Consider the following 22,993-nt stretch of genomic DNA (forward strand, 5'->3'; position numbering starts at 1 on the left):
GTGCCGAACAGTCCGGGATGGGTGATGCCGGTGTACCGGACGCCGGGCAGGTGCCGTGAGGTGGCCTGCTGCCCGTGGAAGTTCCACCCCGGTCCGGGCGTTCCACGGTTCCGGCGGTCCGGCCACCGCTTCCCCGGTGCCATACTCGCGGTGTGGCGGACGACGGGCGGGACGAGAGCGTGCTGATCGGCAGGCGGGCCGAGCTGGCCGCGCTGACCGCCGCGCTGGACCGGGCCGCCGCCGGGACCGCCGCGACGGTGCTGGTCAGCGGGGACGCCGGGGTCGGCAAGACCCATCTGGTGAGCACGCTGGCCCGCGTCGTACGCGACCGCGGCGGCACCGTCCTGGTCGGGCAGTGCGCCGAGCTCGGCGAGAGCATGCCGTACCTGCCGCTCGTCGACGCGCTGTGGCGGGCCGCCAGGGATCCCCGGCAGGGCGAGGCGGTCCGCGCGGCGCTGGCGTCCCGTCCGGTGCTGGAACGGCTCCTGCCGGACGGGGACGGCCACTCCGGCGACGCCTCCGAGCTGGGCCAGCAGCAGCTGTTCGGCGCCACGCTCGGCCTGGTGGGCGAGCTGGGACGCACGGGGCCGGTGCTGCTGGTGCTGGAGGACCTGCACTGGGCCGACCGGTCGACCCGCCACCTGCTGACCTTCCTCAGCCGGGTGCTGCAACGCGAACGGGTCTGCCTGGTCGGCACGTACCGCTCCGACGACCTGCACCGGCGGCACCCGCTGCGTCCCGTGGTGGCCGAGCTGCTGCGCCTGCCGGACGTGTCGGCCGTCGAAGTGCGTCCCTTCGCCCCCGACGAGACCGCCGCGTTCCTCACCGCGCTGTCCTCCGGCCAGGCCCTGCCCCCCGACGTGGCCGAACGGGTGCACGCCCGCTCCGAGGGCAACCCGTTCTACGCCGCCGAGCTGTACGCGGCGGCCCGCACCGGCGAGGAACTGCCCGCCGGGCTCGCCGACCTGCTGCTGGCCCGCGTCGAACGGCTCGGCGACAACGCCCAGCGCGTGGTGCGGGTCGCGGCCGTGGCCGGGCGCCGCGTGGGCGACGAGCTCGTCCGCCGGGTGTCCGGGCTGGACGAGGCCGAGGTCGGCGCGGCCCTGCGGGAGATCGTCTCGCACCGGCTGCTGGTGCCCGACGGCGCCGACGGCTACATCTTCCGGCACGCGCTGCTGCGCGAGGCCGTGTACGCCGACCTGCTGCCGGGCGAGCGGACCCGCCTGCACGCCGCGTTCGCCGCCCTGCTGGGCGGCGACTCGGGGTCGGCCGCCGAGCTCGCCTATCACAGCCTGGCCGCGCACGACCTGCCGGTGGCGTTCGCCGCGTCCGTGCGGGCGGGACGCGAGGCGGAGCGGGTGGGCGCGCCCGCCGAGGCCCTGGAGCACTACGACCGCGCCCTGTCGCTGTGGGACGCCGTGCCCGACCCCGAGACGGCGGCGGGCACCGACCGCGTCCGGCTCGCGCTGGCCGCGGTGCGGGCGTGCGGACGGTCCGGCGAGGCACGGCGGGCCGTGTCCCGGCTGCGCCGGCTGCTGGAGACCGCCGAGCCCGCCGACCGGCGGCTCGGCGTGCTGCTGCGCGAGAACCTGGCGTACTACCTGGGCGACCTCGACATGGACATCGAGTCCGCCGACACCGCCCGTGAGGCCGTCGACATGCTCCCCGCCGACCCGCCCACCCCGGAACGGGCCGCCGCCCTGGCCACCTACGTCCGGACCCTGCTGGTCAGGGTCCACAACAACCCCGGGTACCGCAGGCACGACGAGGAGCTGCCCGCCCTCGCCGAGGAGGCCATCGCCGCCGCCCGCGCCACCGGCGCCGCCGACGCCGAGGCCAGCGCCCTGGTGTCGCTCGGCCTCTACCGCGAGGAGCGCGAGACCCGCCTGCGGGCGCAGGACCTGTTCGCCCAGGCCCGCGACCTGGCCGTCCGGGCGGGCAACTACCAGGTCGCGCTGCGCGCCGCGTTCCACCACGCGCGGGCCCGGTTCGACCGCGGCGACCTGGCGGGCGCCGCCGAGGCCGCCGAGGAGGCCGTGCGCTTCACCTTCGACAACGGCCTCGGCTGGTCCTCCTACGGGGCGGCCCTGCGGTGCCTGCGCTACCTGATCCACTACACCGCCGGGGAGTGGGCGCACGCCGCCCGCCTGGCCGCCGACTTCGGCATCCGGGTCACCCGCCCCGCCGAGGCGCAGGTGTCGGCGTACGCGCTGTTCCTGGAGGTGGCGCAGGGCGACGACACCGCCGCCGAACGGATGCGCTGGCTCGAACCGCTGTGGGGCGAGGACGAGCTGCTCACCTACATCTCCCGCGGGCTGGCCGCCGAACGGGCCCTGTGGGACGGCGACCCGGCCGCCGCGCTCGACCACGTCGCCGCCGTGCTCGACGACATGCGCCCCGCCGACGCCGCGGGCATCCGCATCGCCGCGACGGGCCTGTGGGCCCACGCCGACCTCGGCTCCCGCTGCGACGCCGCCGACGAGCTGCTCTCCCTCGCCCGGACCGCCGCGTCCACCACGCTCGACGGCGGCCCCCGCGCCTGGCTGGGCCTGGAGGGCCGCGCCTGGCTCGCCCGCGCCGAGGCCGAACACGCCCGCGCCCGCGGCGCCAACGACCCGGAGCTGTGGCGCCGCACCGTCACCGCGTTCGAGTACGGCACGCCCGGCGGCGGCTTCGTCTACGAGGTCGCCCGCTCCCGCTGGCGCCTCGCCGAAGCCCTGGTCGAACACGGCGCCCGCGACGAGGCCGCCGCCGAATGGCGCTCCGCCGTCGCCGTGGCCGAACGCCTGGGCGCCCGCCCGCTCCGGAAGGCCCTGGCCGACCTCGGCACCCGCGCCCGCCTCGCGGCCGCGTCCCCCGCCGCCGCCTCAGGCCCGCTGGCGACGCTGACCGCCCGCGAACGCGAGGTCCTCCGCCTGGTCGCCGAGGGCCGCAACAACCGGCAGATCGCCGAGACCCTGTTCATCTCCCCCAAGACGGCCAGCGTCCACGTCTCCAACATCCTCGCCAAACTCGACGTCACCAGCCGCACCCAGGCCGCCGCCCTCGCCCACCGCGAAGGCCTACTCACCCCCTGAGGCGCCGTCCTCGTCGTCGACGATCGCCACGTGGACCTCCCTCTGCCACGACAGCTGGTGGGCGGACAGCACTCCGCGGAACATGTGGTCGAACTTGTCGGCATCGTCGGTCCAGCGGCCACGCTGGACCGACTCGATGTCGTCGCACAGGCGGGCGAGCCGGGCGGCCGCGGCCGCGCCGGAGCCGGCGATGGCCGATCTCAACATCAGCGCCGCACCGTGTGCGTTCCAGTAATGCGCGGGATCACGGAGCTCGGGAACCTCGTCCAGCAGCGCCGGATGCGCCTTGACCAAGGCGGCGAAGGCGTGGCCGTCGAAATCGCCGGGTGCGCAGTTGGCCAGTGCCCACCGCGCGACCTTGATGGCGCTGCCCCGCGTCAGCTCACCGGCCCGAAGCTTCACGACCATGGCGAGCAGATCGAGTACTCGTTCCCGCACGCGCCGGGGCGTTCCCTCCGGCGGACGGAACAGCAGGAGCACCGAGCCTCGCCGGCCGTCCTCGTCGGGAGCGACGAGCCGGAGGAGAGACGACAGCATCACCTCTTCCCAGCGCCCCGCGTTCACGGATACGTACCCGTCGTAGATGGCGACTCCGGGAAGCAACCGCGACTGGAGGTCCCGATCGGCCATCAGCCGCGCGTGGTCGAACTCCGGCTTCTGCCGGCCGGCACCCGCCTTGACGCCGACGAGCCCGTTCTCGTGCCTCAGAACTCGCAGGAGGGAATGCGAACGGCCGAGACCGGCGTGCCATAGCGAGACGGTGGAGCGCCACAGCGCCCCGGGATCGTCGACGCCTCCCAACAGCCGGTCCAGCGGGACGCGATCAGACGACAGGAAGACATGCAGCAGGACGAGGTTGGCCGAATAGGCGGCCAATTGCCGAACGTCGTCAACGGGCAGAGGACGGTACGCGGCGTATCGTCCCGAGTCCCGCCGTTGCCGGTACCCGGCCGCGAGGATTCCCAGTGTGTGCAGGATGCGTCTCCGCGTGTCCTCGCTCTGTTCCTGGAACAGTTGCCCGGCGAAGACGAGCACCGTCGCCCGGTCGCTGAGAGGCTGGTGAGACAGCAGGGCGTACAGCAGGTCGTCGTTGGGATCGCGGGGGCCGCGGCGCCCGGCGAACGCCACGTCGGCGATTTCGGCGAGCGTCTCGACCAGTTGCGCCGCCAGCAGGTACTCGCCGAAAGTGGCGTGCATGAACTCATAGGATCTGCGGCGGCTGTCTGCTCCGTGTGTGCGGGCCTCGGAGGTGTGCACGAAGAAGAACTGACCGATGATCCGCTGACCGAGTTCGTCGAGTCGGTCCCAGCCCGAGAAACCATCGTCGAGAACGGCCAGGTCGGCACCCAGCTCCGCGTCGGTGACGTCCTGCCGGCCCCGGTTGAACATGGCGAACGCGGCGATCGCCAGCCACCAGAGCTGGTCGCGCACCGCCTCCTCGACGACGTCCGGGCGTTTTCCGGCCAGCGTCTTGGCGACCTCCCGACGTGTGAAGGTCTCCAGCAGACGCCGGTAGAGGACGGCATTCGACACGTCACTTTCCAGGGCGGGGACGGACGCGTCGGCGCAGTAGAGCGCGAGCATGAGCAGCAGGAGCGGTTGGCGCGCCAGTTCGGGTTGAGCCGACGCCGTTTCCGGGGTCAGCGCACGGACCCGTCCGGATTCGATCGCGGCGGCGTTGGCGCGGTTCCAGATGCGGATCCAGGCGTTCGTCTGCTCCTCGTCGAAGTCCTCCAGCTTGACCACGGGCGTTCCGCCGGGGATGCGGACGCGGTCGGCCACGACCGTGCGGGACGTCACGATGACGACCACGGGACGGTCCTGTTCGGCCTCGCGTCGTTGGAAGTCGAGGACGTCCAGCAGGTAGGAGCCCCGGTCTCCGGCGGCCTGGATCAGTTCGTCCAGCCCGTCGAGCAGGACGACGCGGATCGTGGGCGCGCTCTGGTCGGCCAGCTCCCACCAGTTGATCCGGCGGTGCGTGGCCTGGTCGAGGGCCTGCTGGATCTGCTCGTACACGGGCGCCTCGGCGTCGACGCGCCGCAGCGGGACGCGCACCACCGTGTATCCCGACGACGGGAGCCGGGCGGCGAGCATCTTGGTCAGCAGGCTCTTGCCCGCGCCCGGGTGCCCCAGAAGCAGCAGCGGGCGGCGCGTGGCGTCGGGAGCCGTCAGGTGGGCCGCGAGCAGTAGGTCGATGTCGTCGTCGACGGGGCGTTCCCTCCACCACGACTCGTCGGCGGCGCGGGTGTCCACGCCCTCGGCGCCCAGCCGGTAGCGGGGGTTGATGAAGGCCTCGCGCAGCGTGGGGAACGTCAGCTCGGGGCTGGCGCGCATGGCGTCGCGCGAGACGATGTGCTCGTCCAGGGCGCCACGGTTGGCGCGGTGCAGGACGCCGCACAGATCGCGTTCCTCACGGGGCGCGGCCATGAGGCGCAGCAGCGATTCCAGGCGCGACAACGCCGCGTTCTGGCCGGTGAAGGCCGCCTCGATGTCGTCGCGGAGGTCGCGGACGCCGCTGCGCGTGGCGGCGTGTTCGCCGAGGGACGCCCAGACGAGGAACTCGGGCACGGTGGCGGCCATGCGCAGGTAGTGCGAGCGGTAGCGCTCCACCGCCGCTTCGACGAACGCGTCGGTGAGCGGGCGGTTCACCGTCTCCCAGGCGGTCAGCCCGCCGAAGAACTCCTGGCTCCGCCGCCGGATCCGGCCCATCCAGAGCCGCACGTGCTCGACGTTCTCCTCGAAACCGCACGTGGGCGAGGGCACGGGCACCGACCCCTCGTACAGGTCCGTGATCAGGTCCTCGCGCACGTGGCGGCGGTCACCGAGGGTCAGGGCGTGGCGTTCGGCCTCGGTGACGGCCAGACGCCTGAGCGCGTCCCTGCCCAGGTGCTCTTCCAGCGCCTCGAAGAACGCGGCGCCGACGAGGGTCGTGTGGGCGGCGGCGACCAGCCGGTGGCGTTCGTGGCCCGTCGTGTCGTTGAGGCGGTCGGACGCGGCGTCGAGGATGCGCCGCACCAGCGAGGTGGCCTCGTTCTTCTGGTCGACCCAGCCCCAGATGGCGGCGAGGCCGCCGAGCGGCGTCCCGGTGGCGGCGGCGACGCCGGTGCCGAGGATGACGCCGCCGAGAAGCCCGTTCAGCCTGTCCAGGCGGGAACGGTCGTACTGACCGAGAATCTTCAGCGCACCCTGGTAGGTGAGGGAGGGGTCTCGACGCACGCCGACAGCCTAGGCACGGTGATCAGCCCCCGACGGGGAAACCGCACGACCCGGACGCCTCAGGCGGGGTTGAGGAGCTTGGCGAGGCGGTCCACGACGGGGCGGGACTGCAGGTGGAGGTGGGCGATGTCGAGCCCCTCGTCGCCGAGGACGACGAGGAGGTTCTTGTCGCGGACCGCGTAGACGACGATGTGGCCGCCGGCGCAGCGGATCGTCACCTCGCGGAGCTCCCCCATGCCGACCTCCTTGCCGGCGCTCTTGCTCAGCCCGAGCGCGGCGGCGGCGAGGGCGGCGAGCACGTCGGGGCGGACCTCGCCGGTGTCGGAGGCGACCAGCAGCCCGTCGGAGGAGGCGACGGCGGCGTCGGACACGCCGGTCACCTGCTCGCGCAGCGCCTGCAGTTCGGTGAGCACGGCCTCGTTGGTCATGTCGGTCGCCTCAGACGCTCAGTTCGCCTTCGATCCGCCGCAGGTGGTGGCGGGCGAGGGCCAGGTTGGCGCGCTCGCGGTCGAGGACGAGGTAGAGGAAGAGCCTGCTGCCGGCGCCGTGGGCGAGCAGCCGGATCAGGTGGTACTGGTGGTCGAGCGTGATGAGGACGTCCTCGATCGAGTCGCTGATCCTCAGCGACTCCAGGGTGCGCTTCTTGGCCCGCACGACCTCGGTGCTCCCGGCCGCCGCGACCTCCATGTCGAGGTCGCCGCCGCCGGCCGTGCCGAGGGCCATCCCGCTGTCGTAGTCGACCAGTGCCGCCCCGAGCGCCCCGTCGATGGCCATCGTCTCCTTGAGCGCGGTTTCGATGTTCATCGGTCTTCCACTCCCTGAACCGGACCACCCAGCAGTGCCGGAAGACAACGTAACGATCTATGACACTCCCGGCGAGGAAGATCGGGGCATTTCGCAAACGTTTTTTTCCACCCGGTTCGCTCCGGTACCGAAAGTTGTCTTCGTCCGCGGGGTTCGTCCTCGTCCGGTGCCTGACCGAGCCGGGGACCCTGGCATGATGTTGCTACCGTCAGCAATCACCAAGCTGCGTTCGGCTGGAAGTGACGACGTGACCGCTTCTCCCATCACGCCCGCGGGCACCGCAGCCGGTAGGCCGTCGGGCATTCTGATCTCGGCTCTCAGGCGCCGCGGCCAGGAGCGCTTCTCGGGGACACTGCGCCTGGACGGCAACCCGGGCGGCACGGTGACCATGCGGGACGGCCGGATCGTCGCGGCCGCCACGCCCGCCGCGCCCGGTCCCGAGTCGCTGCTGCTGCGGTCGGGCCGGATCGCCGAGCCCGAGTGGTCGCGGGCGTTCGCGGCGGCGGCTCCGGCGGGACGGCTGCCGGACGAACTGGTCGAGCGGGGCCTGCTCGGCGAGGTCGGCGTCGAGGTGCTGGCCCGGACGGCGGTCGTCGACGCGCTGTTCGCGATGGCGCTGACCGGGGTGCGCACCTGCACGGTGGAGCCCGCCGACGCGGGCACGCCCGGACCGCTGGTGCCGGTGGAGCCCGGGCTGGACACCGACCGCCTGGTCCGGGAGATCACGCGGCGGCTGGAGGTGGCCGACGGCTGGCGCGTCCTGGATCTGACCGTGCGGTCCAGGCCGCGGGTCGTGCGGGCCGAACCCGATCAGATCGTGGACCCGGCCCGGCGCGAGGTCCTCGGCCGCGTCAACGGGCGGCGGACCCCGCGCGACATCGCCTTCACCCTGGGACGCGGCCTGTTCCCGGTCATGTCGGACCTGGCCACCCTGGTGCAGGACGGTTTCGTCTCCCTCACCGAGCCCCCATCACCGCCGCCCACACCCCCCGAACACCCGGTCGCGCCCCCCGAGCATCCGGTCGCGCCCCCGGCCAGGCCGGAGCGGCTCGACTCGTCCCGGCTCCCGAGGCGGTACCGCAACGGCGGCGCGTCCTCCTTCTGAGCCCGCCGTTCACGGTCTGAGGGCGGCACGGCCCTCGATGAGGGCGAGCACCGCCCCCGGCCGCCTGGGCGGCGAAGTGGCGGGTGCATGCGCGCGGCCCCCTCGACGCTGCGGATCAGCACCGTGTCGGCGCACACGGCGACGGGCTCGGCGGCGCTGACGGCGGCGCCGGTTCAACCGCGGCTCTGTGTCCGGAGAGGCCGTCTCGACACTGCCCCTCCCGAAGGGTGCGGCACCCGTGCGCCCCTCCTCGGGAGAGGGTGCTTGGCTCGGGACGCCGCCGGCGGGTTCGCCGTCCCTAAGTCTGGTCGTGGCGGTGCATGGCCCACTGCTGGGCCGCGTGCATGACCGCCTTGGCCCAGGGGTTGGTCAGGTTCCCGAACGCGTGCAGCCACGCTGTGGCGACGGTGCGCGCGTAGTAGTCGATGTCGAGCGGATCGGCGTCACGCCAGGCGAGCAGGTCGGACACGCTCGCCTCGGCGTCGCGTGGCGGGTGACCGGAGGCGATCAGGCAGATGACGAAGTCGGCGGGGTTGACGAAGCGCGCGCCGCGGCTGGCCGCCGCCCAGTCGACCAGCGTCGCCGCCGGGCCGATCCGCAGGTTGGTGGGGTTGATGTCGGTGTGCAGCAGCGCCGGGCCGGCCAACCGGGTCAGCTCCCGCCCCGCGGGGGCGTAGCTGGACCAGCGGCGCTCGAACCAGATCAGCGGGACGTCCGGGGGCACCTGGAGGCGGTCGAGGTCAGCGAGGGTTTGCAGGACCTTCGGGATGTCGGGTGAGTCGATCATGTAGTTGGCGCGGGTGCCGTCGACCCACTCGAAGGCCGCCAGCCGCCACCCGCCCGCCTCCGCCGCGTACAGCAGCTCGGGCGCGATGGCGGTGAGGTACGGCGCGATGGCCAGCTCGCGGGCGAGTTGCTCGCCGGCGCGGGTGCCGTCGTCGGGGGCGGCCTTGACGAACAGGCGGTCCCCCGACCGGGTGGTGAATGTGGCGACCAGCGGCGTGCGGCGGCCTTCCACGATCGTCTCCACCTTGGCCGGGGGACCGACCTGCTCGGCTACGGCCTCGCGTAGCGCGAGCGGCAGGCCCTCCCAGTCGACGCGTGGGGTTCGGGTGAACTCGGCCATGCGCGAGAAGCCTGCCAGGGGATCAGGCGTCCGCGGCCCGGGACACGGCGGGCGGCGGCGCGCCGGTGTCGCCGCCGCACTTGGCGGGCACCGCGCGGACGCACGGGTCGGGCGGGCAGCACCCGTATCCGGGGCCGTTCCAGAACTCCTCGTCGACCGCGTAGCCGGTGGCGCGCAGCGCGGGCAGCGTCGCGTCGATCTCCTCGGCGGTCATGCTCTGGCCGGGGGCGGGCGGGACGGCCGGCCGCGCTGTCTCCGGCTGCCCCGCCGTCCGGCACCGCGCCCCGGGGGTCGGGTCACGTTGAGCCCGGGGGCGCGGTGGTCTGGGCGGCGGCGCGGCGTGGCGGCGGGGGGCTGCACGGGATCGTGTCCACCGCGCGCCGCCCCGGCTCACCACTCGTTGTCGTCGAGCTGAACGAACGCGCCGACCATCCGCCGCCACCACGGCGGCCGGGTGCTTCGTGACGCCCGTACACCGGGCGCAACGCGGGCCTGGGCGGCGACGACCGATCCGGTGCCGGATGCTGCGCGGGGGTGGGGGCCGCCTGCTGCGGACGGACGGGGCGCACGCCAGCGGCCTGCAGGCGCCGCTCCAGCTCGGCGGGGGTGGCGGCTTCGAGCAACTCGTCACCGACCGGGTGGCTGGTCGGCCGCAGCACGATCGCCATCCACGCCTGGTTGGGTTCGCTCCACCACACCTGCACCCGTGGGTATCGGCGCCGCAGGTAGGCGGTGACGGCGTGGGTGTCCCACTTCACCGGGCCCGCGGGCGCTGGCGGCACGGTCACCGCACTCCCTTGGGGTGTTCGGCGCACCGTGCGAGGTGCCCGAGGACGAGGATGGCGGCGTCATCGAGGTGCGCGTCGTCGGCCTCGATGATCGGTGTGCCGTCCGACGCGAAGAACCACCACCGGCCGCCGTCGTCCTCACGCTCCCGGCACGTGATCGTGTCGGACGCGTCCGGCGTCGCGACCAGCGTGCGAGCGCCCCGCCCCTTCGGGGGCGGGGCGCTCTTACAGCTGGCCACCATCGCGTCTTTCTACCGCGCGCCATCCAGCCGGACTGGAGGAGGTGGTCGCCCACCAGACGATCATCTTGCCGATCACTGGACCTCCCCGGCTTGGCGAGCCAACTGGTGGGCGAGGCGCCGGAGCGGTTGGTCGAGGGCGCCGACGTCGGGGTGGCGACGGAGCTGAATGCACACGCACAGTTGGGCGAGGCGTCCGTCGGGGGTGTCGAGGATGTGCCGGTACCGCTGGTAGACGGTGGCGGCGACGTCGGGGGCGAGCAGGCTGGTGCAGTACAGCGTGGCCGCGTCGGTGCCGGTCGGGGCCAGCCCCCAGAACTCCCAGTCGAGCAGGTAGGGGGTGCGGGCGGTCAGGTTGGTCCAGCGCAGGTCGCCGTGCTGCGTGATCCACTGGTCGACCCGGGTGTCGATGTCCGGGCCATAGGCGTGGCGCATGGCGGCGGTGATCTGTTCCTGGGTGCGGGGAACGCGGTCGGTGGCGTGGTCGGCGAGCCGTTCCAGCGAGGTTTCCAGGGCCGCCCACCAGCTGCCGGTCAGGCTCAGCGAGCGGGCCTGCTCTGGGGTCAATGCCTCGTGCGGGGAGCAGGGCGGCTCGTCGACCAGTTCCCACAGCTCGGCGCGGACCGTGTGTCCGTCGGTGGTCCACCGCTCGGTGGTCAGCAGGTCAGGGCGGCGGATTCCGGGATCAGTCGGGGCGGTGAGCGGGCCGTCCCACAGCAGGCCGCGGGCTTTGTCGGTGGGCAGCGCCAGGACGCGCAGCCAGCGGGCCGCGCCGGTGGCGGGGTCGGTCACGCGACCGCTCAGGGTGCGGTCGGCGACCCCGCGGACCAGGCGCCCGTTGGGAAGCAGGCCGAGGCGGCGAATGGCCTGGCCGAACTGGGCGGATATCCACACGGCCCGATCAGCCGGCGCTCCCGCGGTGGCGTCCAGGCCAGCTGATCGGGCCGCGCGCCCCGAAGGGTCGGCGGATACCGGGACGGTCCCCCGATCGTTCACTCGCTCTCCGGGTGCTCGGTTTCGGTACGGCGGACGCTCAGAGTCTGGCACTCCAGCACCACCCGGTACCGGACGCCTCCCGCGGTGTCGCCGTAACGGGTGGGCCGCCGGTACACCGGCAGCGGGGGCCCGGCCAGCTCGTCGCCGGGACGCAGCCATCCTGCGTGTCCGGCCCGGTACGACAGCAGGACCGACCCGTCGCTGAGGGTGTAACGGGCAGGGAAGAAGATCCCGTCCCCGGCGTCCACGACCCACAGCCCGTCGATCGGCTGGACGCCGTCGTCGGTGTAGTCGCCGCAGACCAGGGCGCGGGTGATGACGTGCTCGCCGGAGATGTACCGCGGGTCCAGGACGGTCGTATGGCCGGGCACGCGGAAGTGCGGATGGTGTCGGTGGTTCAGGGGGCGGGGCGGGATGGTCCCGGCGGCGCGGGCGTGAACGCGGCGGGACGCGGCCGCACCGTAGATCACGATGTCCAGGTCCTGGGCCTCCGGCGCCCGTTTGTACATGGCCGAGCCGTAGATGCCGATCTTGTCGCGGTGGATGCCGGTCCAGGCGGCCAGCGCGTCGAGGGTCTTGGCGTGGTTGGCCAGCAGCACGGGGTCCTGGGCGGAGCGGGTCGCGACGATGCTGTCGGGGGCGATGGCCGCGATCCTGCCGAGGCGGGGCACCAGCGCGCCGGGCTGACGGTCGCGGATGAGCGGGGCGTACAGGTGGTAGGGCAGGTTCAGGGTGCGCAGCCAGTCCTCGCCCAGGAATCGCGTCCAGGTGCCCCAGTAGCGCGGGGCGCCGATGTCGGCGACGTAGGCGACCAGTCCGTACAGCATCCCGTCCAGGCTGGCGATCTTCGCGGCGAGCAGGCCGCCGGAGGTGAGCACCATCGAGCAGGGCGGGAGCGTGTCGTGCGGTTCGGGCGGCTGCCCCCATTGGGATAACTCGTGCATGTCTCTCCTTTCGGGACGGGGCGGCCGGCCGCGTTTCCGGCCGCCCCGTCGTCTGGAACCGCGCCCCCGCAGGCGCACGCCGTCAGCTTGCGGGGCGCGGGGTCTACGTGGCCTACGTGGCCGCGCCGAGCATCAGCGCCTGCCACCATTCGTCGGCGCGGCCTCGTCGTACGCGCGGCGTCTCGTGAACGGCGCCCGTCTTGGTCCGTCCACTGGATGGCGTAGGCCCCGCCGTACGACACCAGCGCGTACGTCTTTGGGCCGCACCGCCAGCAGGTGGCGTTGAGCACGCGACAGGCGTCAACGTCGACCAGGGGGTACCACGTCAGCGACGGAGCGCCCTGGAGCGGCTCGCGCGGGTGCCTCCCCGGGCAGTCCTCGGTGCGTGTCCGGAGCGCTGGCGGCACCTGAGCGGTCACCACTCGTTGTCGAGCTGAACGAACGCGCCGACCACCCGCCGCCACCACGGCGGCCGAGGCGCTTCGTGTCGCCCGTACATCGGGCGCGGCGCCGGTCGGGGCACCGGCCGGGGCGAGGTGGGCCGGGCCGGTATCGGGCGCCGTGCGGGCACGGCCGGCGACTGCGGCGGGTCGACGGGCCGCACACCCGCGGCCTGCAGGCGCTGCTCCAACTCCGCCGGGGTGGCCGCTTCGAGCAGCTCGTCACCGACGGGGTGACTCGTCGGCCGCAGCACGATCGCGAACCAGCGGCAGTTGCGGTCGCTCCACCACACCTGCACCCGCGGGTACCGGCGCTGCAGGTACGCGGTGATGGCGTTGGTGTCCCACTGCACCGGCCCCACCGTGGGCGCCGACGGCGCCGTCACCGCTCGGCTCCCGTCGCCTTGCCGGTGCACCGGTTCAGGTGTGCCTGCACCTCCAGGACCGCGTCCGCCAGGTGGTCGGGGTCGGCCTCGGCGATCGGCTTGCCGCGCCCTGTCCAGAACCACATCCGGCCGCCGTCGTCCGGTCGCGCCCTGCAGGTGATCTTGTCGGTGGCGCCGGGGACGGTGTCGTCCATGACGAAGATCCCGTCCGCCGCGTAGTTGATCGTCAGGCCGTCCGCGCCCAGCTGGGCGCCGAGCGCGAACAATGGGTCATACTCGTACATCAGTCGGACCTCCAGCGTCCGGCGAGGCCCCGGGGGTCCCGGTGAGTGCGCACCGGCCCGGGGTCGTCTCGCTTGAGGGGTGGCGCCGAAGCGCCTGGGGAAGGCCGCACGGCCCGGCCGGGCCCACCCCGGCCAGGGCCGGGCCGTGCGGCGGCGGGCGACGCGGGGCGTGGCCGCCCGCCAGGAGCCGCGCGCGGCGGGGGAAGTGGCGCGCGCGGTGGGCATCCGGAATGCAGCATGGGACGTCATACGGCCCCCGCCGTTGCGCGCCCGGGTTCGCCATTGGACGGGCGGCCGTACGACGTCGTGGTGCGGCACGATCCGGCCAGCGGGGTAATGGCCGCGACGGCGCCGCACGTCAGCCCCGGGGACGCGGTCGGCCGCCGCGTTTCGCCGGACACGTCCCCGGGACGTGCAGGGGCGGCGGCGCGGACGGGAGCTGCCCACCGCCGTACGCGCCGCCGCCGCTCCCCTTTCGGGGAGACGGAGGTGGACACGCCGCCATGACCCCGGCAACGGCGTCGGCGTGCCCACCGCCTGCCGGGCGTCATCGCGACCGCCCGAGCCTGTGGTTGGCGAGTTTCCGGTCGATAAGGTCGGCGACGGCCTCCACCTCGGCGACAGAGCCGATCGGCCAGCCGCCGTCGGACCGGTACTTGCCATCGCTCCAGGTGATGACGCGTTCACCGCCGTGCGGATCGCAAATCGTCAGCGTGGTGCCGCGCACGCGACCCCCATGGCCGCGCCGGCGCAGCGCCTCGGCGAGCCTCCGCAGCAGGATCTCCGCGTCGGTGCGCGTAAAGACCTCCAGAGCCGCGCGCAGGTCCCGGGCCGATGGCGTCGACACGGCGGTGACCACCAAAGCACCCAGCCGAACGCCGCCAGAAGGGACGCGCTCAGCCACCCACCGGTCGCCGTCCAGGCGGACTTCCCAACCGGGGAACGCTTCTTCGAGCACCGTTATCGCCTGATCTACGCTCATGGCAGTCGGCCCCCTTTCGTCCGGCAAGGCCCCTGGAACTCCCCCGCTGTTGCCGCAGCGGCCGGGGCCGTTTTCGTCGCGCAGCCCTCATGCAAGCGCGCCCGCGCTTACGGTGGTAGTCACTGTCCGCTGTCCGATGGTCACGCAGCAGGCAGTATCTGGACAGCGCTCAAGAGCGTCAGGAGGTGAGCGGATGGCGACGTTCGGTGAGAGGATGCGGGAGCTGATGGCCGAGCGCGGACTGTCGTACCGCAAGCTGGCGACGAAGGTTCACTGTGACGACGGGTATCTGTCGAGGATCGCGCGTGACGTGAAGACGCCGTCCCCCCAACTCGCGCGAGCCGTCGACTCTGCGCTCGGTGCGGGTGGTCGGCTTGCGGCGCTCCGGCCCGATGGTGAGGTCCGCTCGCTGGATCCGAAGGATTGGGAGGAGGATGAGGCAGATATGGAACGGCGCACGCTCTTGCAGGCGCTCGCGGCGCTCGGTGTGCCCCCGTCTCCCGTTTCCGAAGCCCTCCAGAACATTCGGGTCAGCATCGATCGCACGTTCGGTGGCAGCGAGGACGGCCACATCGATGAGTGGAACGAGATCGTCGCCGAATACGGTCACCTGTACGTGCTGACACCTCCGCGTCGGCTGCTGCTCGACCTGGCCGGCGACCTGGTGACCGTTCAGCAGATCACCAGGCGCAAGAAGCGTGAGGACGCCCGGAGGAATCGGGCTCACCGCACGTCCGCGCCCTGGAGCCGCGTCGCCGCCGGACTCTCCGCGCTCATGGCCAAGACGCTGTGCAACTTGGGGCGACCGCGCGAGGCCCGCGACTGGTGGGGGACCGCACAGAGCGCCGCGGACGCGTCCGGCGACACAGATCTCGCCCTGTGGATCGCCGGGGAACGACTGGTGCATGGGCTCTATGAACGTCGCCCGGCCGCCATCCTCCTTGCCAAGGCGGACAAGATTCTTGAACCCGTGTCAAAAGTCCCTTCCCGCGGCCTGCTGCACGTCCGGACGGTGCGCGCGCAGTTGCTGGCGCTGTCGGGGGACGCCGACGAGGCGACGACAGAGCTTGAGCTGTGCGGCGAGATGTTCGGGAAGCTTCCGTCGTCGATCACCAGCGACGTGTGCTCCATCGCCGGCTGGGCCGAGGATCGGCTCCGGTACACCCAGGCGTGGGTGTACGCCCATCTCGGCGAGCGGGATCAGCTCGACGATGCGGTCGCGCATGCGCACCGGATCGCGGCCGCCGAGGATCGGCGCATACGTGCGCAGCTCGGCCTTCTGCAGGCATTCGGTCACGTTCGCGCCGGCAACGCAGGTGAGGGCGTCAGGCTCGCCCAAGTCGTCTACAGCCGTCAGCCGGTCGAGCACCGAACCACCATGGTGACCAGCCTGGCCGACCAGGTTCTTGAGGCCGTCCCGCTTCAGCACCGGGGTGAGCAGGTCGTCATCGACTACCGCGAACTGCTGGCCGACTCCGGGCGCAAGGCGATCACATAGAGGTCGAACCACGGCTCGGTCTCCCCCTCACCCCCCGGCGTCCGTCCTACCTTTCGCCAGCCCCACCGTTCGTACATCTGCTGCACCTGGCGCTCGTCCGCCCCCGTGGCGAGTGTCGCGCGCTCTTCTGGGCGCGGCCGCAGCAGCTCGTCCATGAGCCGCCGCCCGATCCCGCGGCCCCGGCAGGACGGCGCCACCGCAAGGTCGATCACAGCGAATGTCCGGGCGCCGGTCTCGGTCGTGAAGCCCGGTGGCGGTGGAGGCTCCAGGTCGTCCCACCAGCCTGACCCGGCCGACAGCGGCAGCCCGTAGGCGAACCCCACGAGCACGTGATCGGTCCTGGCGGTCACCGCCTCGAAGCCGCTCGACTCGGTCTGGCGGAGCGTTCGGCGCCGGTGATCGACGAGGTCGTAGGCGGGAAACGCCGCGGCATAGACCGCCTGTATCTCAGCGAAGTGCCTTCGCGTGCACTGGCCATCGAGGCGTTCGATGTCCACTGTGACCATGGCTCCATCATCCGTGTGCAGACCTGGCCCGGCGGTACACACTTCCGTGCTCCGGGGCGCCGTGCTGAGCCGGAGCCATTCGGGTGTGGCAGCAGATCCCTCCGGGCAGCAGGTTCGTCCTCCACGTCCGGGGCGGGCGGCACCGCCAGGTGATCGGGTTCTCGTCCAGGGGCGTGTTTCGGTTTCTGCGCCCGACCGGCTTGACCTTGGTCTCCGCAAGCAACGCCGCGGCCTGCCGCGCGATGGGGATACTCCCCATTTGCTGAGAGAGTGCGCAGGACGGGCGGTAACGCCCACGCCTCTGCCTTCTTCTCATCGGCGATCTTCTTGCGCAGATCCTTTCAACGCGACCGGCAGGCGGGTCGGGCGCCTGGTGGTCGGGGTGGGCGAGGTTATCGGCTGATGTTGCGGGTGGTGATCAGGGGGAGGTCCAGGGCGGTGAGGAGGCCGGGCGGGGCTTGGACGACGGCGGGGACGGCGTTGACGAGGCGCATGGCGGTGGCCTTGAGGCCGGCGGTGTTGTGGTCGCCGTCGGCGCCGAGGAGCCGCAGGTCCAGGGTGTAGTTCGGCTCGCCGCGGACCTCGACGCGGTAGCAGCCCGCCCCGGCGGGCCGGGGCCAGTCGGGGGCCAGGTCGTCGCGCAGACGGGTGACGTGTTCCAGCACGACCACCGGACGGCCCCCGCGCAGCCCGCGCACCTCGAAGCGCAGCGCGGCCGCCGTGCCCTTCTCGATCGTGCCGGAGGCGATCTGGAAGGTCTCCGGGGCGGGGACACGGGTGTGCCACTCGGTCACCTCGTCCAGCTCGACGCCGAGCCCGGCGGCCAGCTGACGCACCACGCTGCCCCAGGCCATGGTGAGCACGCCCGGGTGCAGCAGCATCGGCGTCTCGTCCAGCGGACGGCCGAAGCCCATGATGTCGAACAGGACGGTCGGCTGGTCGTAGGTGGCGTAGTTGAGGATCTCCATGCAGCGGACCTCGTCGACGCGTTCGCTGATGCCGGTCAGCGCCAGCGGCAGCGTGTCGTTGGCGAAGCCGGGGTCGATGCCGTTGACGAAGATCGACGCGCCGCCCGCGGCGGCGGCCTCGCGCACCGGCCGCGACATCTCCGGCGGGACGACGCCGTCGGGGAACTGCAGGAACACCGGGCTGCTCGACACCACGCTCACCCCGGCTCGCAGGATGCGGCACAGGTCGTCGAGGGCCTCGGTGAGGCGGACGTCGGCCATCGCGGTGTAGACGACGCAGTCCGGGCGCAGGGCGAGGGCCTCGTCGGCGTCGCCGGTCGCGGTGACGCCGAGGGCGCGGCCGAGCCCGGCCAGTTCCCCGGCGTCCCGGCCGACCTTGGCGGGGCTGGACACCCAGACCCCGGCCAGCTCCAGGTCGGGGTGGCCGGCGATCCCGGCGATGGCGTGCCGGCCGACGTTGCCGGTGCTCCACTGGACGACGCGGTAGGTCATCGGGACTCCTGGGGGGCCGGGGGTCGCAGGTCGGGCAGGCCGAGGTCGAGCTGGGGACGGTCGATGCCGCCGTCGACCTCCAGCACCTTGCCGGTGACGTACGCGCCGGCGGGCGAGGCGAGGTAGAGGACGGACGCGGCGATCTCCTCCGGGTCGCCGATGCGGCCCAGCGGCGTGTTGCCCTCCATCTGGGTGCGCAGCTCGTCGCTGGTCATCACGATGTCGAGGGCGGACGTGGCGACCGACCCGCACGCGATGGCGTTGACCCGCACGCGCGGCGCCAGGTCGAGCGCGGCGACCCGGGTGTAGTGGGCCAGGGCGGCCTTGGCGGTGCCGTAGGCGAGGAATCCGCGGCCCGCGACGCGGCCCATCACCGAGGAGATGTTGACGACCGCGCCGCCGTCCGCCGCCAGCAGGTGCGGGACGGCGGCGCGGGTGAGCGCGTGCGCGATCCCGACATTGAACTGGAACGCGTTCTCGAGATGGTCGTAGCCGGTGTCCAGGAAGGCGCGCGGCAGCGCCCCGCCGACGTTGTTGACGACGATGTCCAGGCGGCCGAAATCCGCGGCGGCCCGGTCGGCGAGGGCGGCCGCCGCGGACAGGTCCGACAGGTCGGCCGGGACGACCACGGCGCGCCGTCCCGCCGCCTCGATCTCGGCGGCGACCTTGCGCAACTGGTCCTCGGTGCGGGCGGACACCAGGACGTCGGCACCGGCCTGGGCCAGCGCCACGGCGGTCGCGGCGCCGATGCCGCGGCCCGCGCCGGTGACCACGGCGGCCTTTCCCTCGACTCGGAAGCGATCCAGGATCACGGGCGTCACCTTCCGGCTGCTCGGCTGCGGCCAGCGTAAGCCCGATGTAGAACGTGTTTCAATACGGTGGTTCAGGCGAGCAGGTCCACGGTCGTTCCGACTCCGGCGTGCGCGGCGGCCCGGTAGGCGGCCCAGGACAGGGCCAGGTCCTGCCAGGGCAGGCCGACGGGCGCGTAGACGGTGATCTCGTCGTCGCGGCCGCGGCCCGCCGCACGGCCGCACAGCAGGTCGCGCAGGGTGGTCGCGGCGCGCAGGACGGCGGGGGCGGCCCCGGCGAGCACGCCCATCCGCGTGGCGAGGTCGATGTCGTCGACGACCACGCGGGCGCCGTCCAGCAGGTCGGCGGACAGCTCGGTCTTGCCGGGCTCGTCGGCGCCCAGCGAGGTCAGGTGGGTGCCGGGCGGCACGTCGGCGGCGTGCAGCAGCGGCCGCCGCGCCCAGGTGGCCAGCACGACGATGCCGGCGGCGCGGGCGGCGGCACGCGGCTCGGCGGCGACCGACGCGGGGATGCCCAGCGACGCCCCGTGCCGCTCGGCGAAGCCGGCGGCGCGGCCCGGGTCCAGGTCGCAGACGGTGAGCGCCTCGATCGTCCGCAGCGACGCCAGCCCGCGCATCACCAGCTCGGCCTGGGCGCCGGCGCCGACGACGGCCACCGTGCGGGCGTCGCGGCGGGCCAGCGCGTCGGTGCCGAGGGCGGCGGCGAGGCCGGTGCGCCAGGCCGTCACAGTCGCCGAGTCGAGCAGGGCGAGCAGCTCGCCGGTGCGCAGGTCGTGCAGGCACACCACGCCGCGCAGCGCGGGCCGGGAGCCGGGGAACTTGGCGTTCACCTTCACCGTGTAGGCGGGGATGCCCTCGACCAGCCCGGGGACCAGCACCGTCGCGCTGCCCTCCGGCAGGCCCGTCACCACCCTGAGCGGCGCCGTCTCCGCCGGCGGCGCGGTGAATCCGTGCCGCAGGACGGCCAGGCAGTCCGCGGGGTCGAGCAGTCGTTCCAGGTCGGAGCGGTTCAGCAGCAGCGTCACCCGGCTCATTGTGCCGTCAGCCGGTGGGCAGGCCGGCGAGGGCGGCCAGGACGCCGACGCCTCCGGCGGCGAGGAGGGTGCCGACGACGCCGCGGCGCAGCACCGGCAGCCACAGCATCGCGGCGGCCAGGACGGCGACCTGCCACAGGTGCTCCAGGGCCAGGCCGAGTGTGATCGCCGATCCGCCGATGGCGCCGATCACGGCGGGGCCCGCGCCGTCCAGGAACGCCTGGACGGCGCCGCTGGAGCGCAGCCGGTCGAACCGCGGCGCGCCCGCCAGGACCAGCGCGAACGACGGCGCGAACGCCATGACCGACGCCAGCAGCCCGCCCGCGAGCCCGGCGGCGGCGTAGCCGACGACCGCCACGGTCTGCACCACCGGGCCCGGCGTGATCTGGCCGAGCGCCACGGCGGTGGTGAACTGGCCCGCGCTCATCCACCCGTGGTCGCCGACGGCCTCCGACTGCATCAGCGGGATGATCACGAAGCCGCCGCCGTACGACAGCGCGCCCACCTTGAACGCCACCCACGCCGAACAGCGCCGCCAGCGCCAGGATCAGCAGCAGGCCCGGGACGATGAAGCACAGCCCGCCGACGAGCGCACCGGGCGCGCCGCGCAGCCGCCACGCGCAGAAGATCGCCAGCTGGGTGGACGCGGGGCCGGGCAGCAGGTTGCAGGCGGCGATGCCGTCCTCGAACTCGGCGGGGCTCAGCCAGCGCCGGTCGCGCACGCACAACCGGCGCAGCAGGGCGATGTGCGCGGGCGGCCCGCCGAAGCCGACGCAGCCGATGCGCCCCCATTCGCGGGCGATCGTGAGCAGGCCCACCTGAGGCGGCGGGGCGGGGCCGCGGCCGGGTTCACTGGCGCCGGTCACGCACGGAACGCTACTGGGGCCGGGGCGGACGCCGGCGGGCGCGGTCCCGGCGGGTGTCGTGGTCCGCTGAACTCCTCATCCTGCCCGGCGGCGCGAAGACCATCCCGCACCCAATCTGCCAACGAATCTTCCGATATTGGGCACTTTCTCGTCTTTCCCCGCTCTTTACGGGTCTTTCACCATGGCCGGTGACCTCCGGCGCGCCACAGGGGCGCGCCCAATCCCCACTGGAGGCTCAGTGAAGATCCGTCACCCCCGTATCAGGGGAACCGCCGTCGCCGGGACGGCCGTCGCGCTGGCGGCGACCGCCGTCGCCGCCGTCCCGGCCGCGCACGCCTCGGCGGGCGGCGCCGCGACGGCGGCGGCCGCGCCGTCCGCCACCGCGGCCCAGACCCGGCAGGCCGCGACCGCGAGCACGCTGACCAGGACGCTCGGCGCGCGAACGGCGGGCGCGTACATCGACAGGGCCACCGGCGAGCTGACGGTGACCGTGACCGACGCGGGCGCGGCCGAGGCCGTGCGCGCGGCGGGCGCCCGGCCCAGGACGGTGCCGCGCGGCGGCGACGACCTGAGGAAGGTCATGTCGGCGCTCAAGCGCGACGCCGCCGTCCCGGGCACCGCGTGGGCCGTGGACCCGGCCGCCAACCAGGTGGTGCTGTCCATGGACCGCACCGTCACCGGCGAGCGGCTCGCCAAGGTGCGGGCGGCCGCCGCCGCGCAGGGCGCCGCGGTGCGCACCGAACGCGTGGACGGCGAGTTCCGCCTGTTCACGGCGGGCGGCGAGGCCGTCTACACCAACGGCGGGCGCTGCTCGCTCGGCTTCAACGTCCGCCGGGGCTCGGAGTACTTCTTCCTGACGGCCGGGCACTGCACCGAGGCCGGCACGTCGTGGTTCTCCAACTCCGGGCTCACCGCCAAGCTCGGCGACAACGCGGGCAGCAGCTTCCCGGGCGACGACTACGGGATCGTCCGATACGCGGGCACGCCCGCCGACACCCGCGGCACCGTCAGCCTCTACGGCGGCACGCAGGACATCACGCAGGCCGGTGCGGCCACCGTGGGCCAGCGCGTCACCCGCAGCGGCAGCACGACGCAGGTGCACGAGGGCGAGGTGACGGCGCTGGACCAGACCGTCAACTACGCCGAGGGCACCGTCACGGGGCTGATCCGCACGACGGTGTGCGCGGAGCCGGGCGACAGCGGCGGTTCGCTGTTCGCCGGGTCGACGGCGCTGGGCCTGACGTCGGGCGGCAGCGGCAACTGCTCGTCGGGCGGCACGACGTTCTTCCAGCCGGTGGGCGAGGCGCTCAGCGCCTACGGCGTCGAGGTGTACTGACCGGCGGTGCGGTGCCTCTGATCCCGCGCCCGGTGCGGGCGCGGGGTCAGGGGCCCGCGGGCACCGCCAGGGCGCGCTGCACCTCCGCGATCACCTTGTCCCGCTGCGGGACGAGGTAGAAGTGGTCGCCGGGCAGCACCTCGACCCGGAACGCGCCGTCGGTCAGCTCGCCCCAGCGGGGCACCTGGTCGGCGGTGACGCGGGGGTCGGCGTCCCCGACCAGCGCCGTCACGGGGACGGTGAGCCGCGGTCCGGGACGGTGCTCGTACTCCTCGACCAGCCGGAAGTCGTTGCGCACGTACGGCAGTACGAGCTGGCGCAGCTCGGGGTCGCGCAGGGCTTCGGCGTCCGAGCCGCCCAGGGTGACCATCTCGGCGACCAGGCCGTCGTCGTCGAGGTGGGAGAAGCGTTCGTCGTCGCGGTCGTGCGGGGCGCGCGCGCCGGACACGAACAGGTGCACGGGGGCGGTGCCGCGTTCCTGCAGCAGCCGGGCCGTCTCGTAGGCCACGACCGCGCCCATGCTGTGCCCGAACAGCGCGGCGGGACGGTCCAGCAGCGGCGCCATCGCCCCGGCGATCAGGCGGGCGAGCTGGTGCGCGTCGTCGACGAACGGGTCGGCGAGGCGGTCGGCGCGGCCGGGGTACTGCACCGCCTGCACCTCGACGGCACGGCCGATCCGCGTGGCCCACGGGCGGTAGAACACCGCCGATCCGCCCGCGTGGGGGAAGCAGAACAGCCGCAGCGACGCCCAGGGGCGGGTCTCGGCGCAGCGGAACCACGTCACGTGATCAACTCCTCGTCCTCGGCCGGAGGCGGGCTCACGCGAGGATCGTACGGCAGCGGCCGCGGCGACCTCCGGCGCCCGGCCGGACGCCGCGCGGGCACGGCTAGTCGCCCATCGCCTCGGCCAGGCTCCTCGGCCGCATGTCCGTCCAGTGCTCGGCGATGTGGTCCAGGCACGCCTGCCGGGTGTCCTCGGTCTTGGCGACCGTCCATCCGGCGGGGACCTCGGCGAACGACGGCCACAGCGAGTACTGGCCCTCGTGGTTGACCAGGACGAGGTAGGTGCCGTCGGGGTCCTCGAAGGGGTTGGTCAT

General features: G+C 73.4%; 23 protein-coding genes and 2 pseudogenes. 4 read left to right on the plus strand and 21 right to left on the minus strand.

Annotated features, from left to right (window positions below; genetic code table 11):
• A pseudogene (locus ABZ801_RS17945) lies at positions 1-86 on the minus strand (acetamidase/formamidase family protein); the annotation flags it as partial.
• Positions 87-152: 66 nt separating this feature from the next.
• On the opposite strand from ABZ801_RS17945, the gene ABZ801_RS17950 reads away from it, so the two are divergent.
• On the plus strand, positions 153-3,077 hold the full coding sequence (locus tag ABZ801_RS17950; RefSeq protein WP_360698909.1) for an AAA family ATPase: 2,925 nt from the start codon (positions 153-155) through the stop codon (positions 3,075-3,077).
• Here the strand turns inward: ABZ801_RS17950 and ABZ801_RS17955 are convergent.
• Genes ABZ801_RS17955 through ABZ801_RS17965 form a run of 3 tightly spaced genes read right to left on the minus strand, consistent with a single transcriptional unit; the run spans position 3,063 to position 7,097 of the window.
• The gene (locus ABZ801_RS17955; protein ID WP_360698911.1) at positions 3,063-6,293 is read right to left on the minus strand and encodes an AAA family ATPase; all 3,231 of its coding nucleotides are present in this window, start codon (positions 6,291-6,293) and stop codon (positions 3,063-3,065) included. The two genes, ABZ801_RS17950 and ABZ801_RS17955, sit on opposite strands and share 15 nt — an antisense overlap.
• Positions 6,294-6,352: 59 nt before the next feature.
• The gene (locus tag ABZ801_RS17960; RefSeq protein ID WP_344940826.1) at positions 6,353-6,721 is read right to left on the minus strand and encodes a roadblock/LC7 domain-containing protein; all 369 of its coding nucleotides are present in this window, start codon (positions 6,719-6,721) and stop codon (positions 6,353-6,355) included.
• Between the two features lie 10 nt (positions 6,722-6,731).
• Positions 6,732-7,097: a hypothetical protein gene (locus tag ABZ801_RS17965; protein WP_344940829.1), complete on the minus strand. Its 366-nt coding sequence runs from the start codon at positions 7,095-7,097 to the stop codon at positions 6,732-6,734.
• 247 nt (positions 7,098-7,344) lie between these two features.
• Between ABZ801_RS17965 and ABZ801_RS17970 the strand changes: the two genes are divergently transcribed.
• Positions 7,345-8,202 carry a DUF4388 domain-containing protein gene (locus ABZ801_RS17970; RefSeq protein ID WP_360698914.1) on the plus strand — a complete coding sequence of 286 codons (858 nt, stop codon included), beginning with the start codon at positions 7,345-7,347 and terminating at the stop codon, positions 8,200-8,202.
• Between the two features lie 298 nt (positions 8,203-8,500).
• Here ABZ801_RS17970 and ABZ801_RS17975 read toward each other — a convergent pair whose 3' ends face one another.
• From ABZ801_RS17975 to ABZ801_RS18015, 9 genes are all read right to left on the minus strand, one after another.
• Complete coding sequence (locus tag ABZ801_RS17975; RefSeq protein WP_360698916.1) at positions 8,501-9,328, minus strand: hypothetical protein; 828 nt, start codon at positions 9,326-9,328, stop codon at positions 8,501-8,503.
• A gap of 22 nt (positions 9,329-9,350) precedes the next feature.
• A complete protein-coding gene (locus tag ABZ801_RS17980) occupies positions 9,351-9,542 on the minus strand; it encodes a hypothetical protein (RefSeq protein WP_360698918.1) in 192 nt (63 codons plus the stop codon).
• An 82-nt stretch (positions 9,543-9,624) separates the two neighbouring features.
• A complete protein-coding gene (locus tag ABZ801_RS17985; protein ID WP_360698920.1) occupies positions 9,625-10,116 on the minus strand; it encodes a hypothetical protein in 492 nt (163 codons plus the stop codon).
• Positions 10,113-10,358 carry a hypothetical protein gene (locus ABZ801_RS17990; RefSeq protein WP_360698922.1) on the minus strand — a complete coding sequence of 82 codons (246 nt, stop codon included), beginning with the start codon at positions 10,356-10,358 and terminating at the stop codon, positions 10,113-10,115. The genes ABZ801_RS17985 and ABZ801_RS17990 overlap by 4 nt, the downstream gene beginning before the upstream one ends.
• A 72-nt stretch (positions 10,359-10,430) precedes the next feature.
• Positions 10,431-11,249, minus strand: a complete 819-nt coding sequence (locus ABZ801_RS17995; protein ID WP_360698924.1) for a hypothetical protein — start codon at positions 11,247-11,249, stop codon at positions 10,431-10,433.
• A 98-nt stretch (positions 11,250-11,347) separates the two neighbouring features.
• Positions 11,348-12,295, minus strand: coding sequence for a hypothetical protein (locus tag ABZ801_RS18000; protein ID WP_360698926.1), 948 nt, complete (start codon positions 12,293-12,295; stop codon positions 11,348-11,350).
• A 415-nt stretch (positions 12,296-12,710) separates the two neighbouring features.
• Positions 12,711-13,121 (minus strand): hypothetical protein, encoded by a 411-nt coding sequence (locus ABZ801_RS18005; protein WP_360698928.1) that lies wholly within the window; start codon positions 13,119-13,121, stop codon positions 12,711-12,713.
• Positions 13,118-13,405, minus strand: coding sequence for a hypothetical protein (locus tag ABZ801_RS18010; protein ID WP_360698930.1), 288 nt, complete (start codon positions 13,403-13,405; stop codon positions 13,118-13,120). Before ABZ801_RS18010 ends, ABZ801_RS18005 begins: the two co-directional genes overlap by 4 nt.
• A 547-nt stretch (positions 13,406-13,952) precedes the next feature.
• Positions 13,953-14,387 carry a hypothetical protein gene (locus tag ABZ801_RS18015; RefSeq protein ID WP_360698932.1) on the minus strand — a complete coding sequence of 145 codons (435 nt, stop codon included), beginning with the start codon at positions 14,385-14,387 and terminating at the stop codon, positions 13,953-13,955.
• A gap of 193 nt (positions 14,388-14,580) precedes the next feature.
• On the opposite strand from ABZ801_RS18015, the gene ABZ801_RS18020 reads away from it, so the two are divergent.
• Complete coding sequence (locus tag ABZ801_RS18020) at positions 14,581-15,885, plus strand: helix-turn-helix transcriptional regulator (RefSeq protein WP_360698934.1); 1,305 nt, start codon at positions 14,581-14,583, stop codon at positions 15,883-15,885.
• Here ABZ801_RS18020 and ABZ801_RS18025 read toward each other — a convergent pair.
• The 6 genes and pseudogenes from ABZ801_RS18025 to ABZ801_RS18050 all read right to left on the minus strand — a co-directional run.
• The gene (locus ABZ801_RS18025; RefSeq protein ID WP_360698936.1) at positions 15,840-16,391 is read right to left on the minus strand and encodes a GNAT family N-acetyltransferase; all 552 of its coding nucleotides are present in this window, start codon (positions 16,389-16,391) and stop codon (positions 15,840-15,842) included. The two genes, ABZ801_RS18020 and ABZ801_RS18025, sit on opposite strands and share 46 nt — an antisense overlap.
• Before the next feature lie 392 nt (positions 16,392-16,783).
• Positions 16,784-17,851, minus strand: coding sequence for a dihydrodipicolinate reductase (locus tag ABZ801_RS18030; RefSeq protein WP_360698938.1), 1,068 nt, complete (start codon positions 17,849-17,851; stop codon positions 16,784-16,786).
• On the minus strand, positions 17,848-18,663 hold the full coding sequence (locus ABZ801_RS18035) for an SDR family oxidoreductase (RefSeq protein ID WP_360698940.1): 816 nt from the start codon (positions 18,661-18,663) through the stop codon (positions 17,848-17,850). The genes ABZ801_RS18030 and ABZ801_RS18035 overlap by 4 nt, the downstream gene beginning before the upstream one ends.
• A 71-nt stretch (positions 18,664-18,734) precedes the next feature.
• Positions 18,735-19,685: an ornithine cyclodeaminase family protein gene (locus tag ABZ801_RS18040; protein ID WP_360698942.1), complete on the minus strand. Its 951-nt coding sequence runs from the start codon at positions 19,683-19,685 to the stop codon at positions 18,735-18,737.
• A gap of 16 nt (positions 19,686-19,701) precedes the next feature.
• On the minus strand, positions 19,702-20,211 hold the full coding sequence (locus ABZ801_RS18045; RefSeq protein WP_360698944.1) for a chromate transporter: 510 nt from the start codon (positions 20,209-20,211) through the stop codon (positions 19,702-19,704).
• A gap of 67 nt (positions 20,212-20,278) precedes the next feature.
• Positions 20,279-20,560 (minus strand): annotated as a pseudogene (locus ABZ801_RS18050) (chromate transporter); the annotation flags it as partial.
• A 238-nt stretch (positions 20,561-20,798) separates the two neighbouring features.
• Between ABZ801_RS18050 and ABZ801_RS18055 the strand changes: the two are divergent.
• A complete protein-coding gene (locus ABZ801_RS18055) occupies positions 20,799-21,896 on the plus strand; it encodes a S1 family peptidase (RefSeq protein WP_360698946.1) in 1,098 nt (365 codons plus the stop codon).
• A gap of 46 nt (positions 21,897-21,942) precedes the next feature.
• On the opposite strand, the gene ABZ801_RS18060 is transcribed toward ABZ801_RS18055, so the two are convergent.
• Positions 21,943-22,680, minus strand: a complete 738-nt coding sequence (locus ABZ801_RS18060; RefSeq protein ID WP_360698948.1) for an alpha/beta fold hydrolase — start codon at positions 22,678-22,680, stop codon at positions 21,943-21,945.
• A 103-nt stretch (positions 22,681-22,783) separates the two neighbouring features.
• A complete protein-coding gene (locus tag ABZ801_RS18065) occupies positions 22,784-22,993 on the minus strand; it encodes an MbtH family protein (RefSeq protein WP_344940876.1) in 210 nt (69 codons plus the stop codon).

It is taken from the genome of Actinomadura sp. NPDC047616, assembly GCF_040642915.1.
GTDB classification, from domain to species: domain Bacteria; phylum Actinomycetota; class Actinomycetes; order Streptosporangiales; family Streptosporangiaceae; genus Spirillospora; species Spirillospora miaoliensis.

Bases quoted from the DNA above. Each gene is read 5' to 3' on its own strand.
- ABZ801_RS17960 (WP_344940826.1), bottom strand. From the start codon at position 6,721: ATGACCAACGAGGCCGTGCTCACCGAACTGCAGGCGCTGCGCGAGCAG.
- ABZ801_RS17965 (WP_344940829.1), bottom strand. From the start codon at position 7,097: ATGAACATCGAAACCGCGCTCAAGGAGACGATGGCCATCGACGGGGCG.
- ABZ801_RS17975 (WP_360698916.1), bottom strand. From the start codon at position 9,328: ATGGCCGAGTTCACCCGAACCCCACGCGTCGACTGGGAGGGCCTGCCG.
- ABZ801_RS17980 (WP_360698918.1), bottom strand. From the start codon at position 9,542: ATGACCGCCGAGGAGATCGACGCGACGCTGCCCGCGCTGCGCGCCACC.
- ABZ801_RS17990 (WP_360698922.1), bottom strand. From the start codon at position 10,358: ATGGTGGCCAGCTGTAAGAGCGCCCCGCCCCCGAAGGGGCGGGGCGCT.
- ABZ801_RS18000 (WP_360698926.1), bottom strand. From the start codon at position 12,295: ATGCACGAGTTATCCCAATGGGGGCAGCCGCCCGAACCGCACGACACG.
- ABZ801_RS18010 (WP_360698930.1), bottom strand. From the start codon at position 13,405: ATGTACGAGTATGACCCATTGTTCGCGCTCGGCGCCCAGCTGGGCGCG.
- ABZ801_RS18015 (WP_360698932.1), bottom strand. From the start codon at position 14,387: ATGAGCGTAGATCAGGCGATAACGGTGCTCGAAGAAGCGTTCCCCGGT.
- ABZ801_RS18020 (WP_360698934.1), top strand. From the start codon at position 14,581: ATGGCGACGTTCGGTGAGAGGATGCGGGAGCTGATGGCCGAGCGCGGA.
- ABZ801_RS18025 (WP_360698936.1), bottom strand. From the start codon at position 16,391: ATGGTCACAGTGGACATCGAACGCCTCGATGGCCAGTGCACGCGAAGG.
- ABZ801_RS18030 (WP_360698938.1), bottom strand. From the start codon at position 17,851: ATGACCTACCGCGTCGTCCAGTGGAGCACCGGCAACGTCGGCCGGCAC.
- ABZ801_RS18065 (WP_344940876.1), bottom strand. From the start codon at position 22,993: ATGACCAACCCCTTCGAGGACCCCGACGGCACCTACCTCGTCCTGGTC.